The sequence below is a fragment of the Cellulomonas hominis genome (assembly GCF_005239125.1).
Lineage (GTDB): Bacteria > Actinomycetota > Actinomycetes > Actinomycetales > Cellulomonadaceae > Cellulomonas > Cellulomonas hominis_A.
Genome location: NZ_SZYE01000039.1, coordinates 1 through 24,677 on the forward strand (window position 1 = coordinate 1; position 24,677 = coordinate 24,677).

27 protein-coding genes are annotated in these 24,677 nt (G+C 75.3%); 14 read left to right on the forward strand and 13 right to left on the reverse strand.

The genetic code is table 11. The features are described from left to right. The 3 genes from FA014_RS07225 to FA014_RS07235 form a co-directional block, all read right to left on the reverse strand. Window positions 1–1,329 (reverse strand): sensor histidine kinase (locus FA014_RS07225; protein WP_154729018.1); only part of this gene is annotated, 1,329 nt, incomplete at its 3' end. Between the two features lie 148 nt (window positions 1,330–1,477). After that, on the reverse strand, window positions 1,478–2,338 hold the full coding sequence (locus FA014_RS07230; RefSeq protein WP_154729019.1) for an ABC transporter permease subunit: 861 nt from the start codon (window positions 2,336–2,338) through the stop codon (window positions 1,478–1,480). Further along, complete coding sequence (locus FA014_RS07235; protein ID WP_154729020.1) at window positions 2,335–3,291, reverse strand: ABC transporter ATP-binding protein; 957 nt, start codon at window positions 3,289–3,291, stop codon at window positions 2,335–2,337. The genes FA014_RS07230 and FA014_RS07235 overlap by 4 nt, the downstream gene beginning before the upstream one ends. A 268-nt stretch (window positions 3,292–3,559) precedes the next feature. Between FA014_RS07235 and FA014_RS07240 the strand changes: the two genes are divergently transcribed. Both FA014_RS07240 and FA014_RS07245 read left to right on the forward strand, forming a co-directional pair. Then, window positions 3,560–4,423, forward strand: a complete 864-nt coding sequence (locus FA014_RS07240) for a Bax inhibitor-1/YccA family protein (RefSeq protein WP_154729021.1) — start codon at window positions 3,560–3,562, stop codon at window positions 4,421–4,423. A 163-nt stretch (window positions 4,424–4,586) separates the two neighbouring features. Further along, window positions 4,587–5,993, forward strand: coding sequence for a cystathionine beta-synthase (locus FA014_RS07245; protein WP_154729022.1), 1,407 nt, complete (start codon window positions 4,587–4,589; stop codon window positions 5,991–5,993). Window positions 5,994–6,045: 52 nt separating this feature from the next. Here FA014_RS07245 and FA014_RS07250 read toward each other — a convergent pair whose 3' ends face one another. Further along, window positions 6,046–7,314: an FAD-binding protein gene (locus tag FA014_RS07250; RefSeq protein ID WP_154729023.1), complete on the reverse strand. Its 1,269-nt coding sequence runs from the start codon at window positions 7,312–7,314 to the stop codon at window positions 6,046–6,048. Between the two features lie 124 nt (window positions 7,315–7,438). Between FA014_RS07250 and FA014_RS07255 the strand changes: the two genes are divergently transcribed. Next, a complete protein-coding gene (locus FA014_RS07255; protein WP_154729024.1) occupies window positions 7,439–7,843 on the forward strand; it encodes an FKBP-type peptidyl-prolyl cis-trans isomerase in 405 nt (134 codons plus the stop codon). Window positions 7,844–7,959: 116 nt separating this feature from the next. After that, the gene (gene deoD, locus FA014_RS07260) at window positions 7,960–8,676 is read left to right on the forward strand and encodes a purine-nucleoside phosphorylase (RefSeq protein ID WP_154729025.1); all 717 of its coding nucleotides are present in this window, start codon (window positions 7,960–7,962) and stop codon (window positions 8,674–8,676) included. Between the two features lie 192 nt (window positions 8,677–8,868). Here the strand turns inward: deoD and FA014_RS07265 are convergent, their stop codons facing one another. The 3 genes from FA014_RS07265 to msrA all read right to left on the reverse strand — a co-directional run bounded on the left by FA014_RS07265 (window position 8,869) and on the right by msrA (window position 11,249). Then, window positions 8,869–9,636 carry a hypothetical protein gene (locus tag FA014_RS07265; RefSeq protein WP_154729026.1) on the reverse strand — a complete coding sequence of 256 codons (768 nt, stop codon included), beginning with the start codon at window positions 9,634–9,636 and terminating at the stop codon, window positions 8,869–8,871. A gap of 43 nt (window positions 9,637–9,679) precedes the next feature. Further along, entirely contained in the window at window positions 9,680–10,405 is a 726-nt protein-coding gene (locus tag FA014_RS07270; protein ID WP_154729027.1) for a HEAT repeat domain-containing protein, read from the reverse strand. Window positions 10,406–10,580: 175 nt separating this feature from the next. Further along, window positions 10,581–11,249, reverse strand: coding sequence for a peptide-methionine (S)-S-oxide reductase MsrA (gene msrA / locus FA014_RS07275; protein ID WP_154729028.1), 669 nt, complete (start codon window positions 11,247–11,249; stop codon window positions 10,581–10,583). Between the two features lie 127 nt (window positions 11,250–11,376). Here msrA and FA014_RS07280 point away from each other — a divergent pair, with 127 nt between their 5' ends. From FA014_RS07280 to ilvA, 3 genes are read left to right on the forward strand one after another with little or no spacing between them, the layout of a single operon-like run. Next, complete coding sequence (locus tag FA014_RS07280) at window positions 11,377–12,603, forward strand: cystathionine gamma-synthase (RefSeq protein WP_154729041.1); 1,227 nt, start codon at window positions 11,377–11,379, stop codon at window positions 12,601–12,603. Next, the gene (locus FA014_RS07285; RefSeq protein ID WP_154729029.1) at window positions 12,600–13,943 is read left to right on the forward strand and encodes an AI-2E family transporter; all 1,344 of its coding nucleotides are present in this window, start codon (window positions 12,600–12,602) and stop codon (window positions 13,941–13,943) included. The genes FA014_RS07280 and FA014_RS07285 overlap by 4 nt, the downstream gene beginning before the upstream one ends. Before the next feature lie 17 nt (window positions 13,944–13,960). Further along, window positions 13,961–15,163 (forward strand): threonine ammonia-lyase, encoded by a 1,203-nt coding sequence (ilvA, locus tag FA014_RS07290; protein WP_154729030.1) that lies wholly within the window; start codon window positions 13,961–13,963, stop codon window positions 15,161–15,163. A gap of 15 nt (window positions 15,164–15,178) precedes the next feature. On the opposite strand, the gene FA014_RS07295 is transcribed toward ilvA, so the two are convergent. Then, a complete protein-coding gene (locus FA014_RS07295) occupies window positions 15,179–15,514 on the reverse strand; it encodes an ArsR/SmtB family transcription factor (RefSeq protein WP_154729031.1) in 336 nt (111 codons plus the stop codon). A 16-nt stretch (window positions 15,515–15,530) separates the two neighbouring features. On the opposite strand from FA014_RS07295, the gene FA014_RS07300 reads away from it, so the two are divergent. Continuing rightward, window positions 15,531–16,001, forward strand: a complete 471-nt coding sequence (locus tag FA014_RS07300; RefSeq protein ID WP_154729032.1) for an SRPBCC family protein — start codon at window positions 15,531–15,533, stop codon at window positions 15,999–16,001. Between the two features lie 269 nt (window positions 16,002–16,270). Then, window positions 16,271–16,477, forward strand: coding sequence for a hypothetical protein (locus FA014_RS07305; RefSeq protein WP_154729033.1), 207 nt, complete (start codon window positions 16,271–16,273; stop codon window positions 16,475–16,477). Between the two features lie 72 nt (window positions 16,478–16,549). Here FA014_RS07305 and greA read toward each other — a convergent pair whose 3' ends face one another. Together greA and FA014_RS07315 are read right to left on the reverse strand one after the other, a co-directional pair. Then, window positions 16,550–17,038, reverse strand: a complete 489-nt coding sequence (gene greA / locus FA014_RS07310; protein ID WP_154729034.1) for a transcription elongation factor GreA — start codon at window positions 17,036–17,038, stop codon at window positions 16,550–16,552. A gap of 221 nt (window positions 17,039–17,259) precedes the next feature. Beyond that, complete coding sequence (locus FA014_RS07315) at window positions 17,260–17,664, reverse strand: DUF4307 domain-containing protein (protein ID WP_154729035.1); 405 nt, start codon at window positions 17,662–17,664, stop codon at window positions 17,260–17,262. Window positions 17,665–17,798: 134 nt separating this feature from the next. On the opposite strand from FA014_RS07315, the gene mca reads away from it, so the two are divergent. Genes mca through FA014_RS07330 form a run of 3 tightly spaced genes read left to right on the forward strand, consistent with a single transcriptional unit; the run spans window position 17,799 to window position 19,854 of the window. After that, window positions 17,799–18,656, forward strand: coding sequence for a mycothiol conjugate amidase Mca (gene mca, locus FA014_RS07320; protein ID WP_154729042.1), 858 nt, complete (start codon window positions 17,799–17,801; stop codon window positions 18,654–18,656). Beyond that, the gene (locus FA014_RS07325) at window positions 18,653–19,033 is read left to right on the forward strand and encodes a hypothetical protein (protein WP_154729036.1); all 381 of its coding nucleotides are present in this window, start codon (window positions 18,653–18,655) and stop codon (window positions 19,031–19,033) included. Before mca ends, FA014_RS07325 begins: the two co-directional genes overlap by 4 nt. Next, window positions 19,030–19,854: a carbon-nitrogen hydrolase family protein gene (locus tag FA014_RS07330; protein WP_154729037.1), complete on the forward strand. Its 825-nt coding sequence runs from the start codon at window positions 19,030–19,032 to the stop codon at window positions 19,852–19,854. The genes FA014_RS07325 and FA014_RS07330 overlap by 4 nt, the downstream gene beginning before the upstream one ends. A gap of 109 nt (window positions 19,855–19,963) precedes the next feature. On the opposite strand, the gene FA014_RS07335 is transcribed toward FA014_RS07330, so the two are convergent. Together FA014_RS07335 and trhA are read right to left on the reverse strand one after the other, a co-directional pair. Beyond that, entirely contained in the window at window positions 19,964–20,746 is a 783-nt protein-coding gene (locus FA014_RS07335; RefSeq protein WP_195969193.1) for a GTP pyrophosphokinase, read from the reverse strand. Window positions 20,747–20,775: 29 nt separating this feature from the next. Then, window positions 20,776–21,447, reverse strand: a complete 672-nt coding sequence (trhA, locus tag FA014_RS07340; RefSeq protein ID WP_154729038.1) for a PAQR family membrane homeostasis protein TrhA — start codon at window positions 21,445–21,447, stop codon at window positions 20,776–20,778. Between the two features lie 233 nt (window positions 21,448–21,680). Between trhA and FA014_RS07345 the strand changes: the two genes are divergently transcribed. Further along, a complete protein-coding gene (locus FA014_RS07345) occupies window positions 21,681–22,442 on the forward strand; it encodes an isoprenyl transferase (protein ID WP_154729039.1) in 762 nt (253 codons plus the stop codon). Window positions 22,443–22,757: 315 nt separating this feature from the next. Continuing rightward, complete coding sequence (locus FA014_RS07350; RefSeq protein WP_154729040.1) at window positions 22,758–24,101, forward strand: PhoH family protein; 1,344 nt, start codon at window positions 22,758–22,760, stop codon at window positions 24,099–24,101. Window positions 24,102–24,174: 73 nt separating this feature from the next. Here the strand turns inward: FA014_RS07350 and FA014_RS07355 are convergent. Further along, the coding region (locus FA014_RS07355) for an FUSC family protein (RefSeq protein WP_195969194.1) at window positions 24,175–24,677 on the reverse strand (503 nt) is incomplete at its 5' end.

A 24,677-nucleotide genomic window follows, 5' to 3' on the forward strand; every position in this document is an offset into this window, starting at 1 on the left:
CGGCGAGTCGTTCCAGACGACCGAGAACCAGGCCGGCGGGGTCGCGGAGTCGGTGTTCATCGCCGCGATGTTCGTGCACATCGGCCCGGAGTACGCCGAGCTCGCGGAGCGCCGCGGGCTGGCGGACCCCGCGGAGCCCTCGGCGTCGGTGCGGGCGGCGAGGGGGTCGGTGCGGCGGTCGGCCAGGCGCTCGCCGATCCGGCCCAGCCGCCCGGGCTCGGACGCGGCGTCGGCGACCGGGTCGGCCACGCCGCCGTCGTCCACGACCTCGATGCCCACCCGGCCGTCGCCGTGCCGGACGAGGACGTCGACCCGGGCGCCGCCGCCGGCGTGCCGCAGGGCGTTCGTGAGCGACTCCTGCACGACGCGGTAGACGGTGAGCGCCAGGCCCGCGTCGGCGGGCAGCGCCGGCCCGGCCGTCGTGAGGTGCACGGTGAGGCCGGCGGCGCGGAACTGCTGGACGAGCGACTCGAGGTCCTGCGAGCCGGGCTGCGGCTCGAGCGGGACGTCGGCGCCGCGCAGCACGCCGAGCATCCGGCGCATGTCGGCCAGGGCGGTGCGCCCGGTCTCGGACAGCAGGTCCAGGGCCGCCACGGCGTCGTCGGGGGAGCGGCGGACGGCGACGCGGGCGCCGTCGGACAGGGCGATCATCACGGTGAGCCCGTGGGCGACGACGTCGTGCATCTCGCGCGCGATCCGGGCCTGCTCGGCCGCCGCGGCGAGCTTGGCGTGCTGCTCGCCCGCGTCCATGAGCTGCTGGTGCCGCTCGACGATCGACCGGGTGTGCAGCCGGCGGGCGCGGACGTTCGCCCCCACGGCGAGCGCCCCCAGGCCGATCAGCAGCCAGCTCGGGATGTCCGACGCGGCGACCGCCTGCGGCGCCTGCTGGACGGTCCGGCCGTCGACCACGACCGTGGCCCGCCCCGGGGTGCTGGTGCCGCCCCACGCCAGCGCCGCGCCCAGCACCGCCGCGGAGGCGGCCCCGAGCACGATCCAGCTGACCCGCTGCGGACGGGTCGCGGCGACGACGTACAGCGCCAGGGCGAAGCCGAGGTCGAAGACGCCGATGTGCCCGGCCACGAGGACGTGCAGCACGCCGAGCACCGCCATCGCGGCGGCGACCCGCACCGGCCAGCGGCGGCGGAACGCCAGCACGCCGAGCCCGAGGGCGGTGAGGACCAGGGACACCACGGCGGCCGTGGTGCCGGCGAGCCCGGTGACCGCGCCGACGACGTCCTCGGGCGGGGCCTCCGACACCGCGCCGACCGCGTAGACCAGGCAGACCAGCACGTCGGAGGCGACCGGGTGCCGGGCGAAGAACCGGCGCACGCGGCCGAGCCGCCGCGCGTCCAGCTCGGTGAACGCGGCGGGGGCGGGCTCCGGGGCGGTGGTCAGGGGGTCCTCCGGGGACGAGGGGGATGGCGGCGGCCCCGCCCCGGCGATCCGGGACGGGGCCGCCCGAGGGCTGCGGCGCCGGTCAGGCGTCGCGGCGCCGCACCAGGGCGAGCGCGGCGCCGAGGAGCACGACGCCCCACAGCACGAGCACGCCGTAACCCTGCCAGGGCGTCAGCACCGCGACGTCGCTCGCCGCGCGGAGCGCGTCGATGCTCTCGGTGGAGGTCGACAGCACCTGGAAGCCGGCGTTGGACGGCAGGAACGGCGCCGTCTCGGCGAGCACCCGGATGTTCGGGAAGGCCGAGAACAGCGTCTCGACGACCAGGAACACGCCGAACACCGTGGCGAGCGCCGCGGCGGACACCCGGAGCAGCGCGCCGATCGCGAACGAGAACAGCGCGACGCCCACCAGGTAGAGCGGCATGGCGATCAGCACCCGGCGGTGGATCTCGTCGGACAGGTCGATCGCGTAGGCGTCGCCGAGCGACGGGGTGATCAGCGCCCAGGACAGCAGCGTGGCGAGGGCGCCGGTGACGAACGCGACGACCAGCACCACCACGGCCTTGGCCAGGATCGCGCCCACCCGCCGGGGCGCGGCGGCGAACGTGGAGCGGATCGAGCCGGTGGAGTACTCGCCGGTGATCGCCAGGACGGCGAGCACCGAGATCACGAGCTGGCCGATCATGATGCCGCTCTGCACGAAGCTGGGTCCCACGGTCGCGCCGGGGATGCCCATCTCCTCCGGGGTGACGTTCTGCAGCGTGAAGTAGGTGCCCATCCAGGTGAACCCGGCCTGGGCGAGGATCGAGATGATCACGACCCACCACGTCGAGCGCAGGGTCCAGAGCTTGATCCACTCGGAGCGGACGAGCCGGGGGAACGTCACGCGGGGCGCGTCGGAGCGCGCGGTGCGGACAGGGGCGGTCGCGGTCGCGGCGCTCATCGCCGGGCCTCCTCGGGGGTCGGGGCGTCCGCGGTGCCCGCGGGGCCGGCGGCGGTGGAGTGGTACTCGACCGCGTCGGCGGTCAGGGACATGTAGGCGGACTCGAGCGAGGCCTGCACCGGGGTGAGCTCGTGCAGGACCAGGGCGTTCGCGGCGGCGAGCTCGCCGACGGCGCGGGCGTCGGTGCCGGTGATCTCCAGCAGACCCGCCTCGACCGACGTCACGGTGACGTCCGGGGCGGCGAGCAGCTCCGCGAGCCGCGTGGCGTGCGGGCTGCGCACGCGCACCGACTTGCCGGCCGCGCCGGAGACGATGTCGTCCACCGGGGCGTCCGCGATGATCCGGCCGCGGCCGATCACGAGGATGTGGTCGGCGGTCAGCGCCATCTCGCTCATGAGGTGCGAGGACAGGAAGACCGTCCGCCCCTCGGTGGCGAGGTGCTTGACGAGGTTGCGGACCCAGAGGACGCCCTCGGGGTCCAGGCCGTTGACCGGCTCGTCGAGGATCAGCGTGCGCGGGTCGCCGAGCATGGCCGCCGCGATGCCGAGCCGCTGGCCCATGCCGAGGGAGAAGCCCCCGACCCGCTTGCCGGCGACCTGGCCGAGGCCGGTCATCTCGATGACCTCGTCGACGCGCTTGCGGCCGATGCCGTGCGTGGCGCCGAGCGCGCGCAGGTGGTTGGTGGCCGAGCGTCCGGAGTGGACGGCCTTGGCCTCGAGCAGGGCGCCGACCTCGGTCAGCGGGGACGTGAGCTGCGCGTAGGGGCGGCCGTTGACGGTCACGGTGCCGGACGTGGGCCGGTCGAGGCCCATGATCATCCGCATCGTGGTCGACTTCCCGGCGCCGTTCGGGCCGAGGAAGCCGGTGACCTTGCCGGGCTGGACGGTGAAGTCGATGCCGGCGACGGCGGTCTTCTGCCCGTATCTCTTGGTGAGTCCGTGGGCCTCGATCATGGTGTCCTCACAGGGGTGGTCTCCAGGTACGGCACGAACCTACGGACCTGCGGGCCCCGGCGGAACGACCGTGGGGCCGATGCCGCGGACCGGTCGGCTCGCCCGCACGGCCGACCCCCTCCGCCGTGGGGATGACCCGGCTGTCCCGCAGGTCGGCCGCGGGGATGGTCCTGGGCGGGTGGGGGCCCGCGGGAACTTCCGGTGCGGTCGCGGCGTTCTAGGCTCAGTACCACTGCCGGCTCGATCGCGAACCGACCATGGAGGACCGATGACCAACCCGGTGTTCAACAACAGCGCCGTCTTCGGCGACCCGCGCGCCCGAGGCGCGCGCGGCGGCCGCCCGCAGCAGACGACGGCGCAGCCCGGCGTCTACGGCGCCACGGCGACCGGGCCGGTGATCGAGGCGCAGTCGCTGGAGCAGATGTACGGCGCGCCCGCGGCCACCACCCGGGACACCGGCCGGCTGACCTACGACGACGTCATCATCAAGACCGGCGGGCTGCTCGCGCTGCTGGTCGTGGTCGCGGCCGCGACCTGGAACCTCGCGCCGGGGCTGTGGCCGCTCGGCGCGGTCGTCGGCCTGGTGCTGGGCCTGGTCAACGCGTTCAAGAAGAACCCGAGCCCCCTGCTCATCACGCTGTACACGGTCGCGCAGGGCGTGTTCCTCGGCGGGATCAGCCTGGCGTTCCAGAACATGACGACCGACCTCACCGGGAACGTGCAGCCGATCGTCACGCAGGCGATCATCGCGACGTTCGCCACCTTCGGCGCCGCGCTGTTCCTGTTCAAGTCCGGCAAGGTCCGGGTCACCCCGAAGTTCACGCGCTGGCTGCTCATCGCGATGGTCGGCTACCTCGCGTACTCGCTGGTCAACGTCGTGATGATGTTCTTCGTGTCGAGCGACGGCTTCGGCCCGCTGCGCAACGGACCGATCGGCGTCATCGCCGGCCTGTTCGCGGTCGGGCTCGCGGCCGCCAGCCTGATCATGGACTTCGACGCGATCAAGCGGGGCGTCGAGCAGGGCGTCCCGGCCAAGTTCGCCTGGTCCGCCGCGTTCGGCCTGATCGTCACGCTGGTCTGGCTGTACCTCGAGATCCTGCGGATCCTCGCGATCCTGCAGGGCAGGGACTGACCGCACCCCGCACGCGCACGACGGCCCGCGTCCCCCGAGGGGGGCGCGGGCCGTCGTCGTCCCCGCGACGGTCGCCCCCGGCACGTCGGCACCGTCACGTGACACCTAGGCTGGGGGCCCCGGGGCGGTCGCCCGCCCCGTCCCTTCGCCTCCTGGGAGACCCGTGAAGTACGCGCAGCACATCTCCGAGCTGGTCGGCGGCACCCCGCTGGTCCGGCTCAACGCCGTGACCGAGGGCCTGTCCGCGACGATCCTCGCCAAGGTCGAGTACTTCAACCCCGGCGGCTCGGCGAAGGACCGCATCGCGCTGCGGATGATCGAGGCGGCCGAGGCCTCGGGCGAGCTCCGCCCCGGCGGGACGATCGTCGAGCCGACCAGCGGCAACACGGGCGTCGGCCTGGCCCTGGTCGCGCAGCGCAAGGGCTACCGCTGCGTGTTCGTCTGCCCCGACAAGGTGTCCGAGGACAAGCGGGACGTGCTGCGCGCCTACGGCGCCGAGGTCGTCGTCACCCCGACCGCGGTGCCGCCGGACCACCCGGACTCCTACTACTCGGTCTCGGACCGCCTGGTCACCGAGATCGAGGGCGCCTGGAAGCCGAACCAGTACGCCAACGTCAACGGCCCCGCGAGCCACTACGCGTCGACCGGCCCGGAGATCTGGGCGGACACCGACGGCCGGGTCACGCACTTCGTCGCGGGCGTCGGCACCGGGGGCACCATCACCGGCACCGGCCGGTACCTGCACGACGCGTCCGCCGACCGCGCCGCGGCCGAGGGCGGGCCGGTGCGGGTCGTCGGCATCGACCCGCTGGGTTCTGTGTACTCCGGCGGCGACGGGCGGCCGTACCTGGTCGAGGGCGTCGGCGAGGACTTCTGGCCCGCCGCCTACGACCCGTCCGTGCCGGACGAGATCATCGCCGTGTCCGACGCCGACTCGTTCGCGATGACCCGGCGCCTGGCCCGCGAGGAGGCGCTGCTGGTCGGCGGGTCCTGCGGGATGGCCGTCGAGGGTGCGCTGCGCCTGGCTCGCCGGCTCGAGGAGGAGGACCCGGCGGCGGCCGCGCGGGCGATCATCGTCGTGCTGCTGCCGGACAGCGGCAAGGGCTACCTGTCGAAGATCTTCAACGACCGGTGGATGCGGTCCTACGGGTTCCTCGACACCGAGGCGGGCGCGACGGTCGCGGACGTGCTGCGCACGAAGGACGGCAGCGTGCCGGCCCTCGTGCACACGCACCCGAACGAGACCGTGCGGGACGCCATCGAGATCCTGCAGGAGTACGGCGTCTCGCAGATGCCGGTCGTCGGCGCGGAGCCTCCGGTGAAGATCGGCGAGGTGGCGGGGTCCGTCTCCGAGCGCGAGCTGCTGGACGCGGTGTTCTCGGGGTCGGCGTCGCTGTCCGACCGGGTCGACCGGCACATGGCGGCCGCGCTGCCGCTGATCGGCTCGGGGGAGTCCGTCCAGTCCGCGCGCGAGGCGCTGCAGAAGCACGACGCGCTCATGGTGGTCGACGACGGGCAGCCCGTCGGGGTGCTGACCCGGCACGACCTGCTGGCGTTCCTGGCGCGCTGACCCCCTGGGCTGCCGCCCGACCGCCCTGCGCCGGGCCGTCGGGCGGCGGCCGTCAGCCGAGGCCGAGCACGTGCCGGTCGACGAACGCGTTCCGGAACGTGCCCTCCGGGTCCGTGCGGGCCACCAGCGCGCGGAAGTCGTCGAGCCGCGGGTACAGCTCCCGCGGGTCCGCCCCGGGTCCGCCCACCGCGTCGAACAGCTTCCCCCAGTGCGGCCGGGCCCCGAACGGCGCCAGCGCGGCCTCGATGCGGGGCAGCACCGCCTCGACCTCGGCCTGGCGCGGCAGCCAGGTGAAGTGCAGGCCGACCCGGTCGCCGCCCTCGGCGGTGCTCAGCCACAGGTCGTCGCCGGCGATGGTGCGGATCTCGGCGACCTGCAGCAGCGGCGCGACCAGGTCGCCGAGCCCGCGCAGCGCCTCGATCGCCGCCACGGCGTGCGCCCGGGGGACCAGGTACTCCGACTGCAGCTCGTCGCCGTTGCTCGGTGTGAACTCGAGGCGGAAGTGCGGCAGCCGCTCGTGCCACGGGCCCGGGACCCCGAGCTGCTGGGTGCAGTTCACCGGGTCGATGCCGGGCAGCGGGTGCAGCGGGCCGGGCGCCGGGCGGGCGCCGAACAGGTCGGCCCGCGGCTCGTACGCCGCGCCCGGGGCGACGCGCGTCTTGCGCCAGACCTGCCGGACGCCGGCGGCGGACCAGTCGGTGAACAGGCTGACCGAGTCGGCGGAGCCGGTGATCTCGTCGAGGTGCTCCAGCACGGCGTCCCACGGCAGGTCGGTGTGCACCTCCTGCGCGACGTCGTACGTCGGCTCGACGTCCAGGGTCATGCGGACGACGACCCCCAGGGCGCCCAGCGCGACGACGGCGCCGTCGAAGTCGGCGTCGCCGCGGGCGAGGTGCCGCAGCGTGCCGTCGGCGGTCACCAGGTCCAGGCCGGCGACCGCGGCGGCGAGGTTGCGTGACCGGTCGCCGGACCCGTGCGTCGCGGTGGCGACCGCGCCGGCCACGGAGATGTGCGGCAGCGACGCGAGGTTGTGCAGCGCCCAGCCCCGCGGGTGCAGCTCCCGGGCGAGGGCGCCGTACCGGGTGCCGCCGGACACCGTGACGGTGCGCGCCGCGGCGTCGACCTCGACCGCCGGGTCCAGCCCGTCGAGCCGCACCAGGTCGTGCGGGGTGTCCGCGAGGTCGTTGAAGCAGTGCCGGGTGCCCAGCGCCCGCACGTGCCGCGCGGCCGCCACCACCTCCTGCACCTCCTCGACCGTGCGCGGCTCGTGCACGCGCGCGGCGGCGTAGGTGCGGTTCCCGGCCCAGGTGGTCAGCGACATCGGTGCTCCCGTCCCGGCGGACGCCCCTCGTCCGCCGGCACGACCGTAACCCGGGCGCGTTCGCGAGCCGGGGAGCGCACCGTGCAGGATGGGGCAGTACGCCGCACCCGATCGAGGAGTCGTCATGTCCGCCACGCTGCCCGAGGCCACCGGTTCGTTCGGTGAGAAGCCGACCCTGACGTTCCCGGAGGGCGACGCCCCCGCCGAGCTCGAGGTCGTCGTGCTGTCGCCCGGCGACGGCGCGCTCGTCGAGGCCGGCGACGACCTCGAGGTCCACTACCTGGGTCAGACCTGGGGCGGCCACGTGTTCGACAACTCCTACGACCGCGGCTCCTCGATCAGCTTCCCGATCGGCGTCGGCGCCGTCATCGGCGGCTGGGACGAGGGCCTCGTCGGCCAGCCCGTCGGCTCGCGCGTCCTGCTGTCGATCCCGTCGCACCTCGGCTACGGCGACCGCGGCGTGCCGCAGGCCGGCATCCGCGGCGGCGACACCCTGGTGTTCGTGGTCGACATCGTCGGCACGCACTGACACCACCCCCCGCACCACCTCGGCCGCCGCCCGAGCCCGCACCCGGGCCGGGCGGCGGCCGCGCGTCCGCCCCGCCGCCCCGCCGCCCCGCCCGCCACGACCCCCAGGAGCCCGCCATGCCCACCCCGCACATCTCCGCCCAGCCCGGCGACTTCGCCCCCGACGTCCTCATGCCGGGCGACCCGCGCCGGGCGACCCGGATCGCGGAGACCGTGCTGGAGGACGCGCGGCTGGTGACCGAGGTGCGCGGCATCCTCGGCTACACGGGCACCTGGCAGGGCCGCCCGGTCTCGGTGATGGCGTCCGGCATGGGCGTGCCGTCCATCTCGATCTACGCCACCGAGCTGTTCCGGTTCTACGGCGTGCAGCGGATCATCCGGATCGGCACCGCCGGCGGCATGGCGCGCACGCTGGAGCTCGGGGACGTCGTCGTCGCGACCGCCGCGCACACCGACTCCGGGGTCAGCGAGCACCGCATCTCCGGCGTGCACTACTCGCACGTGCCGGACTTCGGCCTGGCCGCCGCCGCGTTCGCCGCCGCCGCGGAGGTGCCGGGGGCCCGCGCGCAGGCCGGCGCGGTGTTCACGTCGGACTCGTTCTACTCGAACCGCCCGGAGCGCACGCAGGCGCTGATCGACCACGGCACGCTCGCCGTCGAGATGGAGGCCGCCGGCCTGTACGCGGTGGCGGACCGGGAGCGGGCGAAGGCGCTGGCCCTGCTGTCGATCTCGGACTTCACGTTCCAGCCGAACGAGCTCACCGCCGACGAGCGGGAGCAGCTGTTCGACCACGCGGTGCAGATGGCGCTCCGGGCGTTCGCCACGGCCGCCTGACCCGGGGGCCGCCGGCCGCGGGCTGCGTGCGGCGAGCGAGCAACCGACACGTCGAGCGAGCATCCAGCGGATGCTCGCTCGACGTGTCTCGTGCTCGCTCGCCGCCGACGCCTCGACGCAGCCAGCCCCAGGACCGCTCGGCGCGCGGGAGGTCGGCGAGCGACAGCTCGACGTGGTGCACCGCGTGCCGGGTCACGCGTCCGGCGCGGTACGCGGGGTCTCGCGGACGACCTCGAGGGCGTCCAGCGGACGGGTCACGCCGTCGAGCAGGAACCCGCACGCGTCCGTCGGCCACCGGGCGCGGACGGCACGACCCTCGGCGTCGACCAGGAAGATCACCGGCTGGGACTGCCAGATGGCGGGGCAGGGCTGGCCGGGGGCCGGCCGGTGGCTCGGCCGGGCGAGGGCCGCGAGGAGCGGACCGAGGTCACCCCGCAGCTCGGCTTCCACCACGGTGGCCGCGGGCTGGTCCGGTACGGGCCCCGGCGCGGACGTGCCGGGCGGTTCGACCGGCGCCGGTGTGCCGACCACGAGCGGGAGCTCGGCGTCCGGCGCCGGCACCACCCGGTCGGCGGCCGACGGGGCGAGGGTCGGGAGCGTCTGCCGGGGCTGCGGCCCCGCCATCGTGACCGGGAGGTCGAACGGGCCGAGGCACTGCACGACCGCGACCGGCTCGACGTCGACCGGGACCGCTCCCGGCCGGGTTCCCGGGCGGGCGTACCCCTGCGGTGGCGTGAGCCCGAGCGACCACAGCACGTCCGCCGCCAGGCAGTCCGGGCCGCCGTCTGCGACCTCGGCGACGGGCGGGAGCACGGACTCCGGTCCGCAGCCGCCGGCGACGAGTGCCGGGAGCACGATCGCCAGGGCGATGCCTGCCCGGCGCCGGTCCCGGCGCGCCGCCCGTGCCTCGGCGCCCGCCGGGTGGAGGCCGGTCGTCCCGGGGCCGGCGGTGGGTGGCACGGTGACTCCTCGGGGTCGGTCGGGTCGGGGCGCCGCGTCCGGGTCAGCCGAGCGCGTCCAGCAGCCGGCGGAGCCGGGCCTTCTTCTCGTTCTCCCGCACGACCCACGCCACGTCGGGGTCGTCGGGCGCCCGGAGCGCGGCGAACCGCGGCAGCCCCGCCTCGGGGTCGCCGGCGACGGCCACGCTCCAGCAGTAGCCGAGCGCCTGGCGCAGCGTGCGGACGCCGGGGTCGCGCCGGGCGGCGGCGGGGAGCGCGGCGAGCGAGTCCGTGGCGGCGGCGCAGGCGTCGAGGGCGGCGGCCGCGGTGGCGGGGTCCCGGAGCAGGCGCGGCTCGCACACGGCCGCGACGGCGGCCCGGCGCACCAGCGGGTCGGGGTCGGCGACCCAGTCGGCGACGAGCACGCGCAGGGTGGCGGGGTCGTCGTCGCCGATCCGCTGCAGCGCCATCGCGGCGGCCTCGCGGACCCGCCAGGACTCGTCGGCGGCCCGGGCACGCAGCAGGGTCGTCAGCGGCCCGCGGTCCGCAGCCGGGGCCTCGAGGACGAGCCGGCCGATCCCGTCCGTCCCGCAGCAGCGCAGGTAGTCGTGGGGGTCGTCGGCGAGCGCCAGCACCAGGTCGACGGGCGCGACGTCGGCGAACGCGCCCATGAGCTCGAGGTTCGCCCGCGGGCCGGGCAGCCCGGACCCCGCGGTGAGGTGCGCACGCAGCCCCCCGGGATCCCCGAGCAGCCCCCGCAGGTCCTCCCGGTGCCGCTCCCGCACGCTCATGCCCGGCACGCTAGCGCCGCCGGGTTCGCCGAGACAGGGCCCTTCGGCCGAGATCGGACCGTCCAGGGCCCGATCTCGGCGCGGGGGGCCGATCTCGGCGAGCAGGGACGACGCGGGACGGCGCGCACGGACGGCCCGGCCCCCGCGGTGGGGGCCGGGCCGTCCGGGGCGTGCGTCAGGCGTCGAGCGGGCGCGGGCAGGACACGCCCGTGCCGCCGATGCCGCAGTACCCGTTCGGGTTCTTGTCCAGGTACTGCTGGTGGTAGTCCTCGGCGTAGTAGTACGGGCCGGCCTCGTCCGCGGTGCGGATCTCGGTCGTGATCTCCCCGTACCCGGCCTGGGTCAGCCGCTGCTGGTACGCGGCGCGGGTCTCCTCGGCTGCGGCGGCCTGCTCCGGCGTGGTGGTGTACACCGTCGACCGGTACTGGGTGCCGCGGTCGTTGCCCTGCCGGTAGCCCTGCGTCGGGTCGTGCGACTCCCAGAACGTGCGCAGCACGTCGGCGTCCGAGACGACGGCCGGGTCGTAGGCGACCTGGACCACCTCGGCGTGCCCGGTCAGGCCGGTGCACGTCTCCTCGTACGTCGGGTACGGCGTGTAGCCGCCCTGGTAGCCGACCGAGGTGCTGACGACGCCCGGCAGCTGCCAGAAGATGCGCTCGGCGCCCCAGAAGCAGCCCATGCCGAGCACGATCGTCCGGGTCCCCTCGGGCCACGGGCCCTGCAGCGGCGTGCCCAGCACCGTGTGGGTGGCGGGCACGGAGTAGGTGTACCCCTCGTGCCCCTTGAGCGCGCGCTCCGGCACGACCATCGTCGACGAGAGGGCGGATCCGAACAGCCAGTTCATGGGTGACTCCCTTCCACGGGTCCGACACGCTCAACCCGCGTGCGGGCCCGCGTGTTCCCGCGCGCGACCGGCCGGGGCGGGGGCCTAGCCTGGGCCTGTGACGGACGCGAACGACAGCACCCCGACCCTGGCCGCCACGGGCGACCTCGACCAGCAGGACCACGGCGACTGGTCGTCCGCCGGGTTCGCGACCCGCGCGATCCACGCGGGCCAGGACCCCGACGCGGCCACGGGCGCCGTGGTGACGCCGATCTACCAGGTGTCGACGTACAAGCAGGACGGCGTCGGCGGCCTGCGCGGCGGCTACGAGTACTCGCGGTCGGGCAACCCGACGCGCGCGGCGCTGGAGGAGGCGCTGCGGTCGGCGGAGGGCGGTGGCGCGGGCTTCGCGTTCTCGTCCGGGCTCGCGGCGGAGGACACGCTGCTGCGCGCGGTGCTCCGCCCCGGCGACCACGTCGTGATGGCGGACGACGCGTACGGCGGGACCTACCGGCTGATCGCGCGGGTGTTCGGGCCCTGGGGCGTCGAGCACACGGCGGTCGACCTGTCGGACGCCGAGGCGGTGCTGGCGGCGATCCGTCCGGGGAAGACCAAGGTCATCTGGCTGGAGACCCCGACCAACCCGCTGCTCGGCGTCGCGGACGTCGCGGCGCTCGCGGCCCACGCCGCCGCGGCGGGCGCGGTGCTCGTCGTCGACAACACGTTCGCGACCCCCTACCTGCAGCAGCCGATCGCGCTCGGCGCGGACGTGGTCGTGCACTCGACGACGAAGTACATCGGCGGGCACTCCGACGTGGTCGGGGGCGCCCTCGTGGTCGCGGACGGCGCGCAGCTCCCGGTCGGCCTGGACGGGCCGACGGGCACGACGGCGCTCGCGGACGCGGTCGCCTTCCACCAGAACGCCTCCGGCGCCGTCGCGGGCCCGTTCGACGCGTGGCTGACGCTGCGCGGGCTCAAGACGCTCGCGGTGCGCATGGACCGGCACTGCGCGAACGCCGCCGCGGTGGCCGCGTTCCTGGAGGCGCGCGACGACGTCCCGCAGGTCATCTACCCGGGGCTCGAGAGCCACGCCGGCCACGCGGTCGCCGCCCGGCAGATGTCGGGCTTCGGCGGCATGGTGTCGTTCCGCGTGGGCAGCGCCGAGCGTGCCGCGCAGGTCTGCGCCCGCACGAAGGTGTTCACGCTCGCCGAGTCGCTCGGCGGCGTCGAGTCGCTCATCGAGCTGCCCGCCCGGATGACGCACGGCTCCGTGGTCGGCACCGACCTCGAGGTCCCGGACGACCTGGTCCGCCTGTCCGTGGGCATCGAGGACGAGGCGGACCTGCTCGCCGACCTGGCCCAGGCGCTGGCATGACCACCCCGCGCCGGGGCGGGCGTGGCCGCAACCGCACCGGCGAGCCCGCGGCACCGGCGCCGGTCCTGCACGAGGGGGACCTGACGTCGGGCGACACGCCCCGGGGCTGGACCGCCGAGCAGTCGGTGGCCCCGTCGGTGCGGGCCGCGGCGGCCTGGTCCTGGCGGTTCCTGCTGATCGCCGCGGCGACCGCCGCCGGGCTGTGGATCGTCGGGTTCTTCAAGGTCATCGTGGTGTCGGTGGCCGTGGCGCTCCTGCTCACGGTGCTGCTCGCCCCGGTGGCCCGGTTCCTGCACGCCCGCCTCCGGTTCCCGCGCGGGCTGGCGGCGATCACGTCGGTGCTGCTGCTGCTCGCGGTGGTGGCCGGGCTGGTCGTGCTGGCCGGGCGGTCGATCGCCAACGGCTTCGGCGACCTGTACGACCAGGCGTCCCAGGGCATCGACGAGGCGCTGGCGTGGCTGTCCGACGGCCCGCTCGGCCTGAGCACCGACCAGCTCGACGACCTCGTGCAGCAGGGGCGGGACCAGATCAGCGAGAACGCCAGCACGCTGGTGTCCGGGGCGCTGTCGGTCACCACCACGGTCGGCCACGTCGCCGCCGGCACGCTGATCGCGCTGTTCTGCACCTTCTTCTTCCTGCTCGACGGGCGGACCATCTGGACCTGGCTGGTCGGCCTGCTGCCGGTCTCCGTGCGCGAGCGGGTGCACCAGGCCGGTCGCCGGGGCATCGTCACGCTCTCCGGGTACACCCGGACGCAGATCCTGGTGGCGTTCGTCGACGCGACCGGCATCGGCGTCGGCGCCGCGATCCTCGGCGTCCCGCTGGCCGTGCCGCTGGCCACGCTGGTGTTCGTGGGCTCGTTCATCCCGATCGTCGGCGCGATCGCGACGGGCGCCGTGGCGGTGCTGGTCGCCCTCGTCGCGCAGGGCCCGGTCGTGGCGCTGATCATGCTCGGCGTGGTGCTGCTGGTCCAGCAGATCGAGGGTCACGTGCTGCAGCCCTTCCTCATGGGCCACGCGGTGTCGCTGCACCCCGTGGCGGTGCTGCTCGTGGTGGCCGCGGGCTCGCTGGCCGCCGGTATCGTGGGCGCCCTGTTCGCGGTGCCGATCGCCGCGGTGCTCAACACCGTGGTGCTGTACCTGCACGGGCACGACAAGTTCCCCGCGCTCGGCACCGACGACCACGTGACGCTCCGGCCGCCCGGGGTGTTCGGTCGCCGGCGCTACGGCGGGCGCGGGCGGGTCCGGCCCGGCGGGGACGACGCGGCGGTGGGCGTGGAGCCCGGCGGCGCGCGCGGGGCCGGGGGCGCGCGGCGCGGCCCGGACGAGCACCGCGCCTGATCGGGAATGATGCACCGGTGACCTTCCTCGACGACGCCCGCGCTGCCGCGCGCCTGCTGGCGGGCGTGGCGACCCGCACCCCGGTGGAGTCCTCCCGCGCGCTGTCTCAGATCGCCGGCGTCCCGGTGCTGCTCAAGTGCGAGAACCTGCAGCGCGCCGGCTCGTTCAAGATCCGCGGCGCGTACGTGCGGATGGCCCGGCTGTCGCCGGAGGAGCAGGCACGCGGCGTCGTCGCGGCCAGCGCCGGCAACCACGCCCAGGGCGTGGCCCTCGCGGCGCAGCTGCTGGGCATCGACGCGGTCGTCTACATGCCGGTGGACGCGGCGCTGCCGAAGATCGCCGCCACCAAGGAGTACGGCGCCGAGGTCCGGCTGCACGGCCGCAGCGTCGACGAGGCGCTGGTGCAGGCGCGCGCCGAGGCGGAGCGCACCGGGCGCGTGCTGATCCACCCGTTCGACCACGAGGACATCGTCGCGGGGCAGGGCACGCTCGCCCTGGAGATCCTGGAGCAGGTGCCGGACGTCCGGACGATCGTGGTGCCGCTCGGCGGCGGCGGGCTCGCGGCGGGGATCCAGGCGGTCGTGGCCGAGGTCGCGCCGCACGTGCGGGTGATCGGGGTGCAGGCCGCGCGGGCCGCCGCCTACCCGGCGTCGCTGGCGGCGGGGGAGCCGGTCGCCGCGCCCGAGCTGCACACGATGGCCGACGGCATCGCGGTCGGCACGCCGGGCGCGGTCCCGTTCGCACTGCTGCACCAGCACGGCTGCGAGGTGCGCACGGTCTCCGAGGAGGACCTGTCGCGCGCGCTGCTGCTGGTCGCCGAGCGGGCGAAGCTGCTGGTGGAGCCGTCCGGCGCCGCGGGGGTCGCGGCGGTCATGGCGGCGCCGGGCGAGCTCGAGGGCCCCGTGGTCGTGCTGCTGTCCGGCGGCAACATCGATCCCCTGGTGCTGCTCCGGGTCGTCCGGCACGGCCTCGCGGTGTCGGGCCGGTACCTGCAGCTGCGGGTCCGGGTGCACGACACCCCGGGGGCGCTGGCGGCGCTGCTGCGCGAGCTCGCGACGACCGGCGGCAACGTCATGCACGTGTCGCACGTCCGGACCGGGGTGGACCTGGAGATCGACGAGGTCGAGATCGAGGTGCAGGTCGAGACGAAGGGCCCGGAGCACTGCGCGCGGGTGCTGCAGCACCTCCGCGACGCCGGCTTCCGCCTCGCGGAGCACTGAGGCGCCGGGCGGCCCTCAGGACTGCTCGGCGCCGCGGTCGAGCCGGTCCAGGAGGTCGACCGCGGCGGCCGCGTAGCCGCTGATCCACCGGTCGTGGATGCGCTTGATCGGCAGCGGCGCGAGGGTGAGGTGCCGCTCACGTCCGACGCGCCGGCCGTCGACGAGGGCCGCCCGCTCCAGCACGCGCAGGTGCTGCAGGACCGTGGTGCGGTCGAGCTCCGGGAGCGCCGCGCACAGCTCGCCGGTGGTGCGGGGCCCGTCGCGCAGGGCGTCGAGCATCCTGCGCCGCGCCTGCGAGGCGAGCGCCTTGAAGACGAGGTCGTCCCGGGGGTTGTCGCGGTCAGCCAACACGTTGTAAAACTACAACATGAGAGACGACGCGCTGCAGGACCTCCGGTTCACCGTGTCGGGCCGGATCGCCCGGCCGTGCGCCGAGGTGTACGAGGCCGTCGCGGACCCCGAGCAGCTCTCCCGGTACTTCACGACCGGCGGGGCGCGCGGCCGGCTGGAGCCCGGGGCGGAGGTGACCTGGGACTTCCACGACGCCCCCGGGCGGTTCCCCGTCACCGTGGTCGAGGCGGAGCCGCCGCGCCGGCTGGTCATCCGCTGGGCGGGCGAGGCGACGGTCGACGGGGCCGGCACCACCACCACCTTCGAGCTCGAGCCCCTCGACGACGGCGCCCGCACGCTCGTCACCATCACCGAGGGTGCCTGGCGGCCCACCCCGGACGGCGCCCGTGGCGCGTTCGGCAACTGCCAGGGCTGGACGGGCATGCTCGCGGCGCTGAAGGCGTGGCTGGAGCACGGCGTCAACCTCCGCGACGGCTTCTACGCCTGACCCGCGGGGCCGCCGGTGCCGAGCGGGCGATCGCGCCGAGCGGGCACCCGCGCCGAGCGGGCGATCGCGCCGAGCGGGCAACCGACACGTCGAGCGAGCAGTCGCCGACTACCCCCTCGACGTGTCGCACACCCCCTCGGCGTCCGGCCCGCTGCGCGCGTCCGCGGCGCGCGGTCGGCCGCGCGCGGTCCGCGCGGGCATGGGCGGGGGCGCCGTGGTGTTGTACCCGGTGAGGGCCGGTGCGGCCCCACGGACGAGAGGGACCCACGGTGACGACCACGACGAGCACCCCGGCGGACACGACGACGGGCGGCTGGGTCGACCCCCGCACGCAGATCGAGGTGGGCGTGCTGCTCGCCGACGGCAGGCTCGCGGGGCGGCGGTTCGCGTCGCGCGCCGAGGCCGAGGCGTTCGCGCGACCCGAGGACGGCGAGCAGGTCGTGGAGTACAACCTGGTCTGCGAGTGCGCCGTCTGACACCCGGCCCGCACGCGCGAGAGCCCCGACCGGATCGCCGGTCGGGGCCCTCGCGCGTGCTGCGGCGGCGCGTCAGCCGGTGAAGGGCTTCGCCGCGGTGATCTCGACCGGGATGTCGCGGCCGTTCGGCGCCGTGTAGGACACCTTCTCGCCGACCTTGCGGCCGTAGATGGACGCACCGAGCGGCGACGTCGGGGAGAACACCTCGATGTCGGCGCTGCCCGCGATCTCGCGCGATCCGAGCAGGAAGGTCATCTCGTCCCCGGCGACCACGGCGGTCACGACCATGCCGGCCTCGACGACGCCGTCGTCCGGCGGGGTGCCGATCTGCACGTTGCGGAGCTTCTCCTTGAGCTCGCGGATGCGGGCCTCCTGCTTGGCCTGCTCCTCGCGGGCGGCGTGGTAGCCGCCGTTCTCCTTGAGGTCGCCCTCGTCACGCGCGGCGGCGATCCGCTCGGTGACCTCGGCTCGTCCCGGGCCCTCGAGGTGCTCGAGCTCTGCCTTGAGGCGGTCGTAGGCCTCCTGCGTCAGCCAGGTGGCGGCCTGCGTCGTGTCGGTCACGTCCACTCCTTCCTGCGTGTCGCGCGCCCGTCCGGGTCGCGCCGTCGGTGACCCCGGCGAGGCGTGCGCGGGCCCGAGCGATGAACGGGGATGCCGTCTCCCTCGCGGTCGCGTCGACCTGCGGTGACATCGGGCGACGTCGGACCGGGGGCGGCGTATGAATCGGCAAGCATAGCAACTGGCCCGGTCCGGTGCGGGTGGTCCTCGCCGGGCGGCTCCGGTCAGCCCGCCGTGCACGACTCCACGACCGCCGACACCGCCAGCTCGCTCGTGGGGACGGTGGTGGTCACGCGCTGGGTGGCGGTGCCGGCGGGGCCGACCTCGACGGTCTGCACCCCGACCTCGGCGTACGACTCCGACAGCGCCTGCACGCGGCAGGTCACGGTCGCGTCGGCGTCCTTGGTCACGTCGAAGGTGACCTGCGTGCTGGTCGGCCCGTCGACGCGGAAGCCGACCATCTTCCAGGTGAGTCCGTCCCCCGCGAGGGCGAGCCACGCGGCGAGGGCGACGGCCAGGACCCCGAGCGCGATCATCGCCAGGCGGGCGGCCCTGCGGCGACCGGGTCCGGCGGTCTTCCCGTAGCGCCCGGCGGGGAGCTCGGGGGCGGGGGTCGGGGTCGCCGTCACGTGTCGCTCCTGGGAGAAGGGGTCGCGCGCCGGGCGGCGCGGAGTCGTCGGGGTGCGACCATTGTCTCGCGCCGGGTGCCCCGCCGGCGACGAGGAGAGGACGACATCACACCGTGACCGAGCAGCTGCGCCTGATGGCGGTGCACGCCCACCCGGACGACGAGTCGAGCAAGGGGGCGGCGACGACCGCCCGGTACGCCGCCGAGGGCGTGGACGTGCTCGTCGTCACCTGCACCGGCGGGGAGCGCGGCGACGTGCTGAACCCGCACCACCCGCCCGTCGAGGGCGGCATCGAGGAGATGCGTGCCGTGCGCCGCACCGAGATGGCCGCGGCGGCCGCCGCGCTCGGCGTGCGCCAGCACTGGCTGGGCTTCGTGGACTCGGGGCTGCCCGAGGGCGACCCGCTGCCGCCGCTGCCCGAGGGCTGCTTCGCGCTGCAGCCGCTGGAGGAGGCGTCCCGCCCGCTCGTCGAGCTGGTCCGGGAGTTCCGCCCGCACGTCATCACCACGTACGACCCGACCGGCGGCTACCCGCACCCGGACCACATCATGTGCCACCGGGTCGCCTTCGAGGCGTTCCACGCGGCCGGCGACCCCGAGCGGTACCGCGGGGCGGGCGAGCCCTGGGAGCCGCTGAAGCTCTACTACAACCACGGGTTCTCGATGGCCCGGATCCGCGCGGCGCACGAGGCGCTGACCGAGCGCGGCCTGGAGTCGCCGTTCGGCGAGTGGGTGGAGTCCCGGGCGGCCCGGGAGATCCCCGAGCGCGAGGTCACCACGCTGGTCGACGTGCACGAGCACTTCGACGCGCGGGACGCGGCGCTGCGGGCGCACGCGACGCAGATCGACCCCGAGGGCTTCTTCTTCGCGATGCCGCGGGACCTGGAGCTCGAGGTCTGGCCGACCGAGGAGTTCGAGCTCGCCGAGTCGCGCGTGCCGACGACGCTGCCGGAGGACGACCTGTTCGCCGGCGTGCGGGAGGCGATCGCGTGACGGGGCTGCTGGCGGTCGCGCACGGGACGCTGCTGCAGGGCTGGGGGGCGGTGGCCGCGGCCGTCGACCCGTCGCCCTCGCCGTCGAGCATCGAGATCCCGCCGGAGGACCAGACGTCGCCGGGCCTGCTCGGGTTCCTGGTGACGTTCGCGGCCGCGGCGGCGGTGATCCTCCTCGGGTTCTCGATGGTGCGGCACCTGCGGGTCGTCGACCGGAACGCCCGGCGGCTGCGCGAGGCCGAGGAGGGCGCCACGGCGGGCGCGGCGGGCGCACCCGCCGCCTCCCCGTCGGGCGCGGCGGGCACCTCCGCCCCGGCGGACGACGACCCGGACGGCGCCGGCGCCCCCGGGGCGACCCCGCCGCGGGGCCCGGCGTGACCACCCCGCCCCCGGTCCGCCCGGCGGTGCGCGTCACGGTCGGCCAGCTCCGGGTGAGCGACGACCACGCCGCGAACCGCGAGGTGGTGCGCCGGGCGTTCGACACCGCGGCCCGCGCCCGCGCGGACGTGCTGGTGCTGCCGGAGTACGCCTCGGGCTTCGACCCGCGGGGGACCGGCCCGGAGCACGCCGAGCCGCTCGACGGCCCGTTCGTCACGCTGCTGCGCGAGCGCGCCGCCGCGGACGGCGTGGCGGTGCTGGCGGGCACGACGCTGCCGGGCGCCGTCCCGGGACGGGCGGTGAACGCGGTGGTCGCCGTCGGTCCGGACGGCGCGCTCGCGGGCGTGTACCGCAAGGTGCACCTGTACGACGCGTTCGGGCACCGGGAGTCGGAGCGGCTCGAGCCCGGGCCGGCGGACGCCCCGCCGCTGACGCTCGACGTCGCGGGCCTCCGGCTCGGCGTGCTGACCTGCTACGACCTGCGGTTCCCGGAGTCGGCGCGGCGCCTGGTGGACGCCGGGGCGGACGTGCTCGTGGTCCCCGCCGCGTGGGCGTCGGGCCCGCTGAAGGCCGAGCACTGGCGGACGCTGGCCGTCGCGCGGGCGATCGAGAACACCGCCGTCGTGGTGGCGGTCGGCCAGGCCGGGAAGGGCGTCACCGGGCGCTCGCTCGTCGTCGGCCCGGACGGCGTCGTCGGGCTGGAGCTCGGCGACGACCCCGAGCTCCGCACGGTCGACCTGGACCCGGAGGCGCTGCGCGACGTGCGGGAGTCCAACCCGTCGCTGGCGAACCGCCGGTACCGGGTGGTCCCGGCGGTCTGACGCCGGAGGTCCGCCGAGATCGGCGCCTCCCGTCGAGACCGGTGCCTGCGACCACCGATCTCGACCCGGACCGCCGATCTCGGCGGGCGGGCCGGGCGCGCCCGGGGGGTCAGCCCCGCGGGCGCCCGTCGGCGTCGACGGCCGTGTCCGGCGAGGGCCAGAACGTGCGGAGCAGCTCCTCGGGCGTGAGCACCGCCTCCGCGTGCTCGACCGCCTCGTCGTCGCCGGCGAGCGCGCGGACCTCGTCGTGGATCCGCTCCATCGAGGCGTCGAGCTGCGCGGCCACGTCGGCGGCGAGCTTGAGGGAGTCGGTGAGGTGCCGGGGCACCTGGCGGCCGTACTTGTAGAAGATCTTGTGCTCGAGGCTCGCCCAGAAGTCCATGGCGATGGTGCGGAGCTGGATCTCCACGACCACGTGCTCGACGCGGTCGGACAGGTACACGGGCACCTGCACGATGAGGTGCAGCGACTGGTAGCCGTTGGCCTTCGGGTGCGCGATGTAGTCGCGCTCCTCGAGCAGCGTGAGGTCGGGCTGGCCGACGAGCATGTCCCGCACCCGGTAGATGTCGGACACGAACGAGCAGGTGACCCGCACCCCGGCGACGTCGAACATCTGCTCCCGGACCGCCGCGGGCGTCAGCGCGATGCCCTTGCGCCGGCACTTGGCGACGATCGACTCGAACGACTTGAGCCGGGACCCCACGTGCTCGACGGGGTTGTAGTTGGCCATGTGCCGGAACTCGTCGCGCAGGATCGCGATCTTGGTCATGACCTCGTCGATGCCGAACTTGTACGTCAGCGCGAGGCGGCGCATGTCGCGCATGAGCTCGCGGAGCTCGGCCGGGTCGGGGACGGCCGACGGGTCGGGGGTGCGCTGCGCGGTGCCGGTCATCGCTCCACCGTAGTTGCCCCAAGAGGGGGTCAGCGCAGGACCGCCAGGGCGGCCGCGGCGTAGTGGCAGGAGAACCCGACGACGGTGAGGGCGTGGAACACCTCGTGGAACCCGAACCACCGCGGACTGGGGTTGGGTCGCTTGAGGCCGTAGACCACGGCGCCGATGGTGTACGCCAGGCCGCCGAGGGAGACGAGCCACACGACCTCGGGGCCGCCGTTGGGGGCGCGCCCGAACGCGGGCAGGAACCACACGGCGACCCAGCCGAGCGCGACGTACACCGGCACGTAGACCCAGCGGGGCGCGCCGAGCCAGAACACGCGGGCCAGCATGCCGACCAGCGCGCCGACCCAGACGATGATCAGCAGCGTCCGGGCGGTCGACGCGGGCAGCAGGGCGACCGCCAGCGGCGTGTACGTGCCCGAGATGACCAGGAAGATGTTGGTGTGGTCCAGGCGGCGCAGGATCCCGGCGACCCGCGGGGACCAGGTGCCGCGGTGGTACACGGCGCTCGTGCCGAACAGCAGCATCGCGGCCAGCCCGAAGACGGCGCTGGCGATCGTGAGCGGTGTCGTGGGGGCGAGCGCGACCAGCACGATCGAGGCGACGGTCGCCAGCGGGAACATGCCCGCGTGGATCCAGCCGCGCAGCCGGGGCTTGACGGCGTCGGCGATCTGCTCGGCGGTCTCGGTGACGTCCACGGCGGGTCCTCCCTCGTGCTCGCGGTGGGGCGGCGCACTCGTGCCGCGGCGGCTCGCGACGCGCCGAGCCTAACCTACGAACGCGTAGGTTACGGATGCGTAGGTTGTGCGCCGGGTGCCGGTCCCGCGGCCTGCACGAATCCTCCTCGCGGGGTCCGCGGGACGCGCGGTGCCGGGCCGCCCGCGAGCGGTAGCGTGAGCACGCCAGCCGCCCATGATGAGGAGACCCGCGCGTGCGCCTGCCCCACCCGCTCTACGGGCTGTACGAGCGCCGCCTCGCCGCCTCGCTGCCCCGCGACCGGGTCCCGCGGCACGTCGGCGTCATCCTCGACGGCAACCGCCGGTGGGCGCGGCAGCTGGGCGAGTCGACCGCGACCGGGCACCGCCGCGGCGCGGACCGGATCGCGGACCTGCTGGCGTGGGGCGAGGAGGTCGGCGTCGAGGTCGTCACGCTCTGGATGCTGTCGACCGACAACCTCAGCCGCGACCCCGAGGAGCTGGACTCGCTGCTGGGCATCATCGAGGACGCCGTGCGCGAGCTCGCGGCCACCCGGCGCTGGCGGCTGCAGGCCGTCGGCTCGCTGGACCTGCTCCCGGAGCACACCCGGGCCACGCTGCACGACGCCGAGTCCGCCACCGCCGACGTCCGCGGCCTGCACGTCAACGTCGCGATCGGGTACGGCGGCCGCCGGGAGATCGCGGACGCGGTCCGGTCCTACCTGCGCGAGCGCGCCGCCGAGGGCGCGACCCTGGACGACATCGCGGCGACGTTCGACGTCGAGCACATCGCGGACCACCTCTACACCAAGGGCCAGCCGGACCCCGACCTGGTGATCCGCACGTCGGGGGAGCAGCGGCTGGGCGGCTTCATGCTGTGGCAGTCGGTGCACTCCGAGTACTACTTCTGCGAGGTCTACTGGCCGGACTTCCGGCGGGTGGACTTCCTGCGCGCGGTCCGCGACTACGCGGCGCGGGAGCGCCGGCACGGGCAGTGACGCCCCGTCCGGGCGGCGTCGGCGGAAGCGCCCCGGGCGACCCCGCGGCGACCGCCGGGTGAACATCGTGTTGCGGATCACACCCGCGGCGTGTCGCGCGCGCCGACGTGTCGGAGGCGCGGCGTAGCGTCCGGAGCAACGGGCGGCACCCGCCGCCCCCGGGAGGCCAGCCCATGGAGCATCCGCTCCGGGGGGAGGGCCGGTCCTGGCCCTCCGTGGCCGGCCGCCCTCGTCCCGTCACCGAGCGCCGCAGGACCCGCGGGTCCGGCGCGAGGGGTCCGACTCGGCGCTGAGCAGCGCCGGAGGGAGCCTGCCGTGGTCAGCAAGCTGGGAACCGCCGCCCCGACCGACCAGCCGGAGGGGCGTCGCACGCACGTCCTCGACACCTCCGTCCTCCTGTCGGACCCGCGGGCGATCACGCGGTTCGCCGAGCACGACGTGGTCCTCCCCGTCGTGGTGATCACCGAGCTCGAGGCCAAGCGGCACCACGCCGAGCTCGGCTACTTCGCCCGGGCAGCCCTGCGGCTGCTGGACGACCTGCGGGTCGCGCACGGCGGGCTGGACGCGCCCATCCCGATCGGGGACCAGGGCGGCACGCTGCGCGTCGAGCTCAACCACACGAACCCCGAGGTGCTGCCGGCGGGTTTCCGGCTCGGCGACAACGACACCCGGATCCTCGCGTGCGCCGCCAACCTCGCGGCGGAGGGCCACGACGTCACGGTCGTGTCCAAGGACCTGCCGATGCGGATCAAGGCCTCCGCGATCGGCCTGCGAGCGGAGGAGTACCGGCACGAGCTGGCCGTCGACTCCGGGTGGACCGGCATGGATGCGCTCGACCTCACCGAGCAGCAGATGGCCGACCTCTGGGAGCACGAGTCCCTGCCGCTGGCCGACCTGCCCGACGCGCCGTCGCTGCTCACGCACACCGGCCTCGTCGTGCACAGCCCGCGCGGCTCGGCGCTCGGCCGGGTGACCGCGGACAAGCACGTGCAGGTGGTGCGCGGCGACCAGGACGTGTTCGGGCTGCACGGCCGCAGCGCGGAGCAGCGGATCGCGATCGACCTGCTGCTGGACGAGTCCGTCGGGATCGTGTCGCTCGGCGGCCGCGCCGGCACCGGCAAGTCGGCGCTCGCGCTGTGCGCCGGCCTGGAGGCCGTGCTCGAGCGCCGGCAGCACCGCAAGGTCATGGTGTTCCGGCCGCTGTACGCGGTGGGTGGCCAGGAGCTCGGCTACCTGCCGGGCAGCGAGGCCGAGAAGATGAACCCCTGGGCGCAGGCGGTGTTCGACACCCTGGGCGCGGTGGTCAGCCGCGAGGTGGTCGAGGAGATCATGGACCGCGAGCTGCTGGAGGTCCTGCCGCTCACGCACATCCGCGGGCGGTCGCTGCACGACGCGTACGTGATCGTCGACGAGGCGCAGTCCCTCGAGCGGAACGTGCTGCTGACCGTGCTGTCCCGGATCGGGCAGAGCTCGCGGGTGGTGCTCACGCACGACGTCGCGCAGCGGGACAACCTGCGGGTCGGCCGGCACGACGGCGTCGCGGCGGTGATCGAGGCCCTCAAGGGGCACCCGCTGTTCGCGCACGTCACGCTGACCCGGTCGGAGCGGTCGCCCGTGGCGGCGCTCGTCACCGAGATGCTGGAGGGCATCGAGCTCTGACGCCCCGGTCGGGCGGCCGGCCGCGTCGCCGAGCGGGCAGCAGATGTCGCTTCCCCGGGCGGGAAGGGGGCGTCTACCGCCCGCTCGGCGAGGGGGCGGGGGTCAGGGGCGCCGGCCCCGTCGTCGGGGCGTGCTCCGGGCGGGCCGCCACGACCGCGACCACGAGGCCGATGACCGCCCCGGCCGCGGTGTCCAGCGCCCGGTCGAGCGCGAGCCGCGCCGGGTCCAGCGGCGCCCCGAGCGACGTCATGAGCAGCGCCATCGGCGTGATGGTGAGCATCGCGACCCCGTAGTGCCGGGCGACGACCAGCTCGGTGGCGGTCTGCAGCACGACCACGAGCGCCGCGACGGCCCAGAAGGGGAGGTGCGCCCCGAGCAGCGGCAGCGCGATCGCGACGCCCGCGGCCGTGCCGGCGGCGCGCTGCAGGGCCCGGACCCCCATGTGCCGCACGTGCGCGCCCTGCAGGACGGCGGCGGCGCCCATCACGGCCCAGGCCGGGTGGCCCCAGCCCGCGGCGGACGCGACGGTCCCCGCGAGCGCGGCGGCGACGGCGACGGACGCGGTCGGGGCGAGCG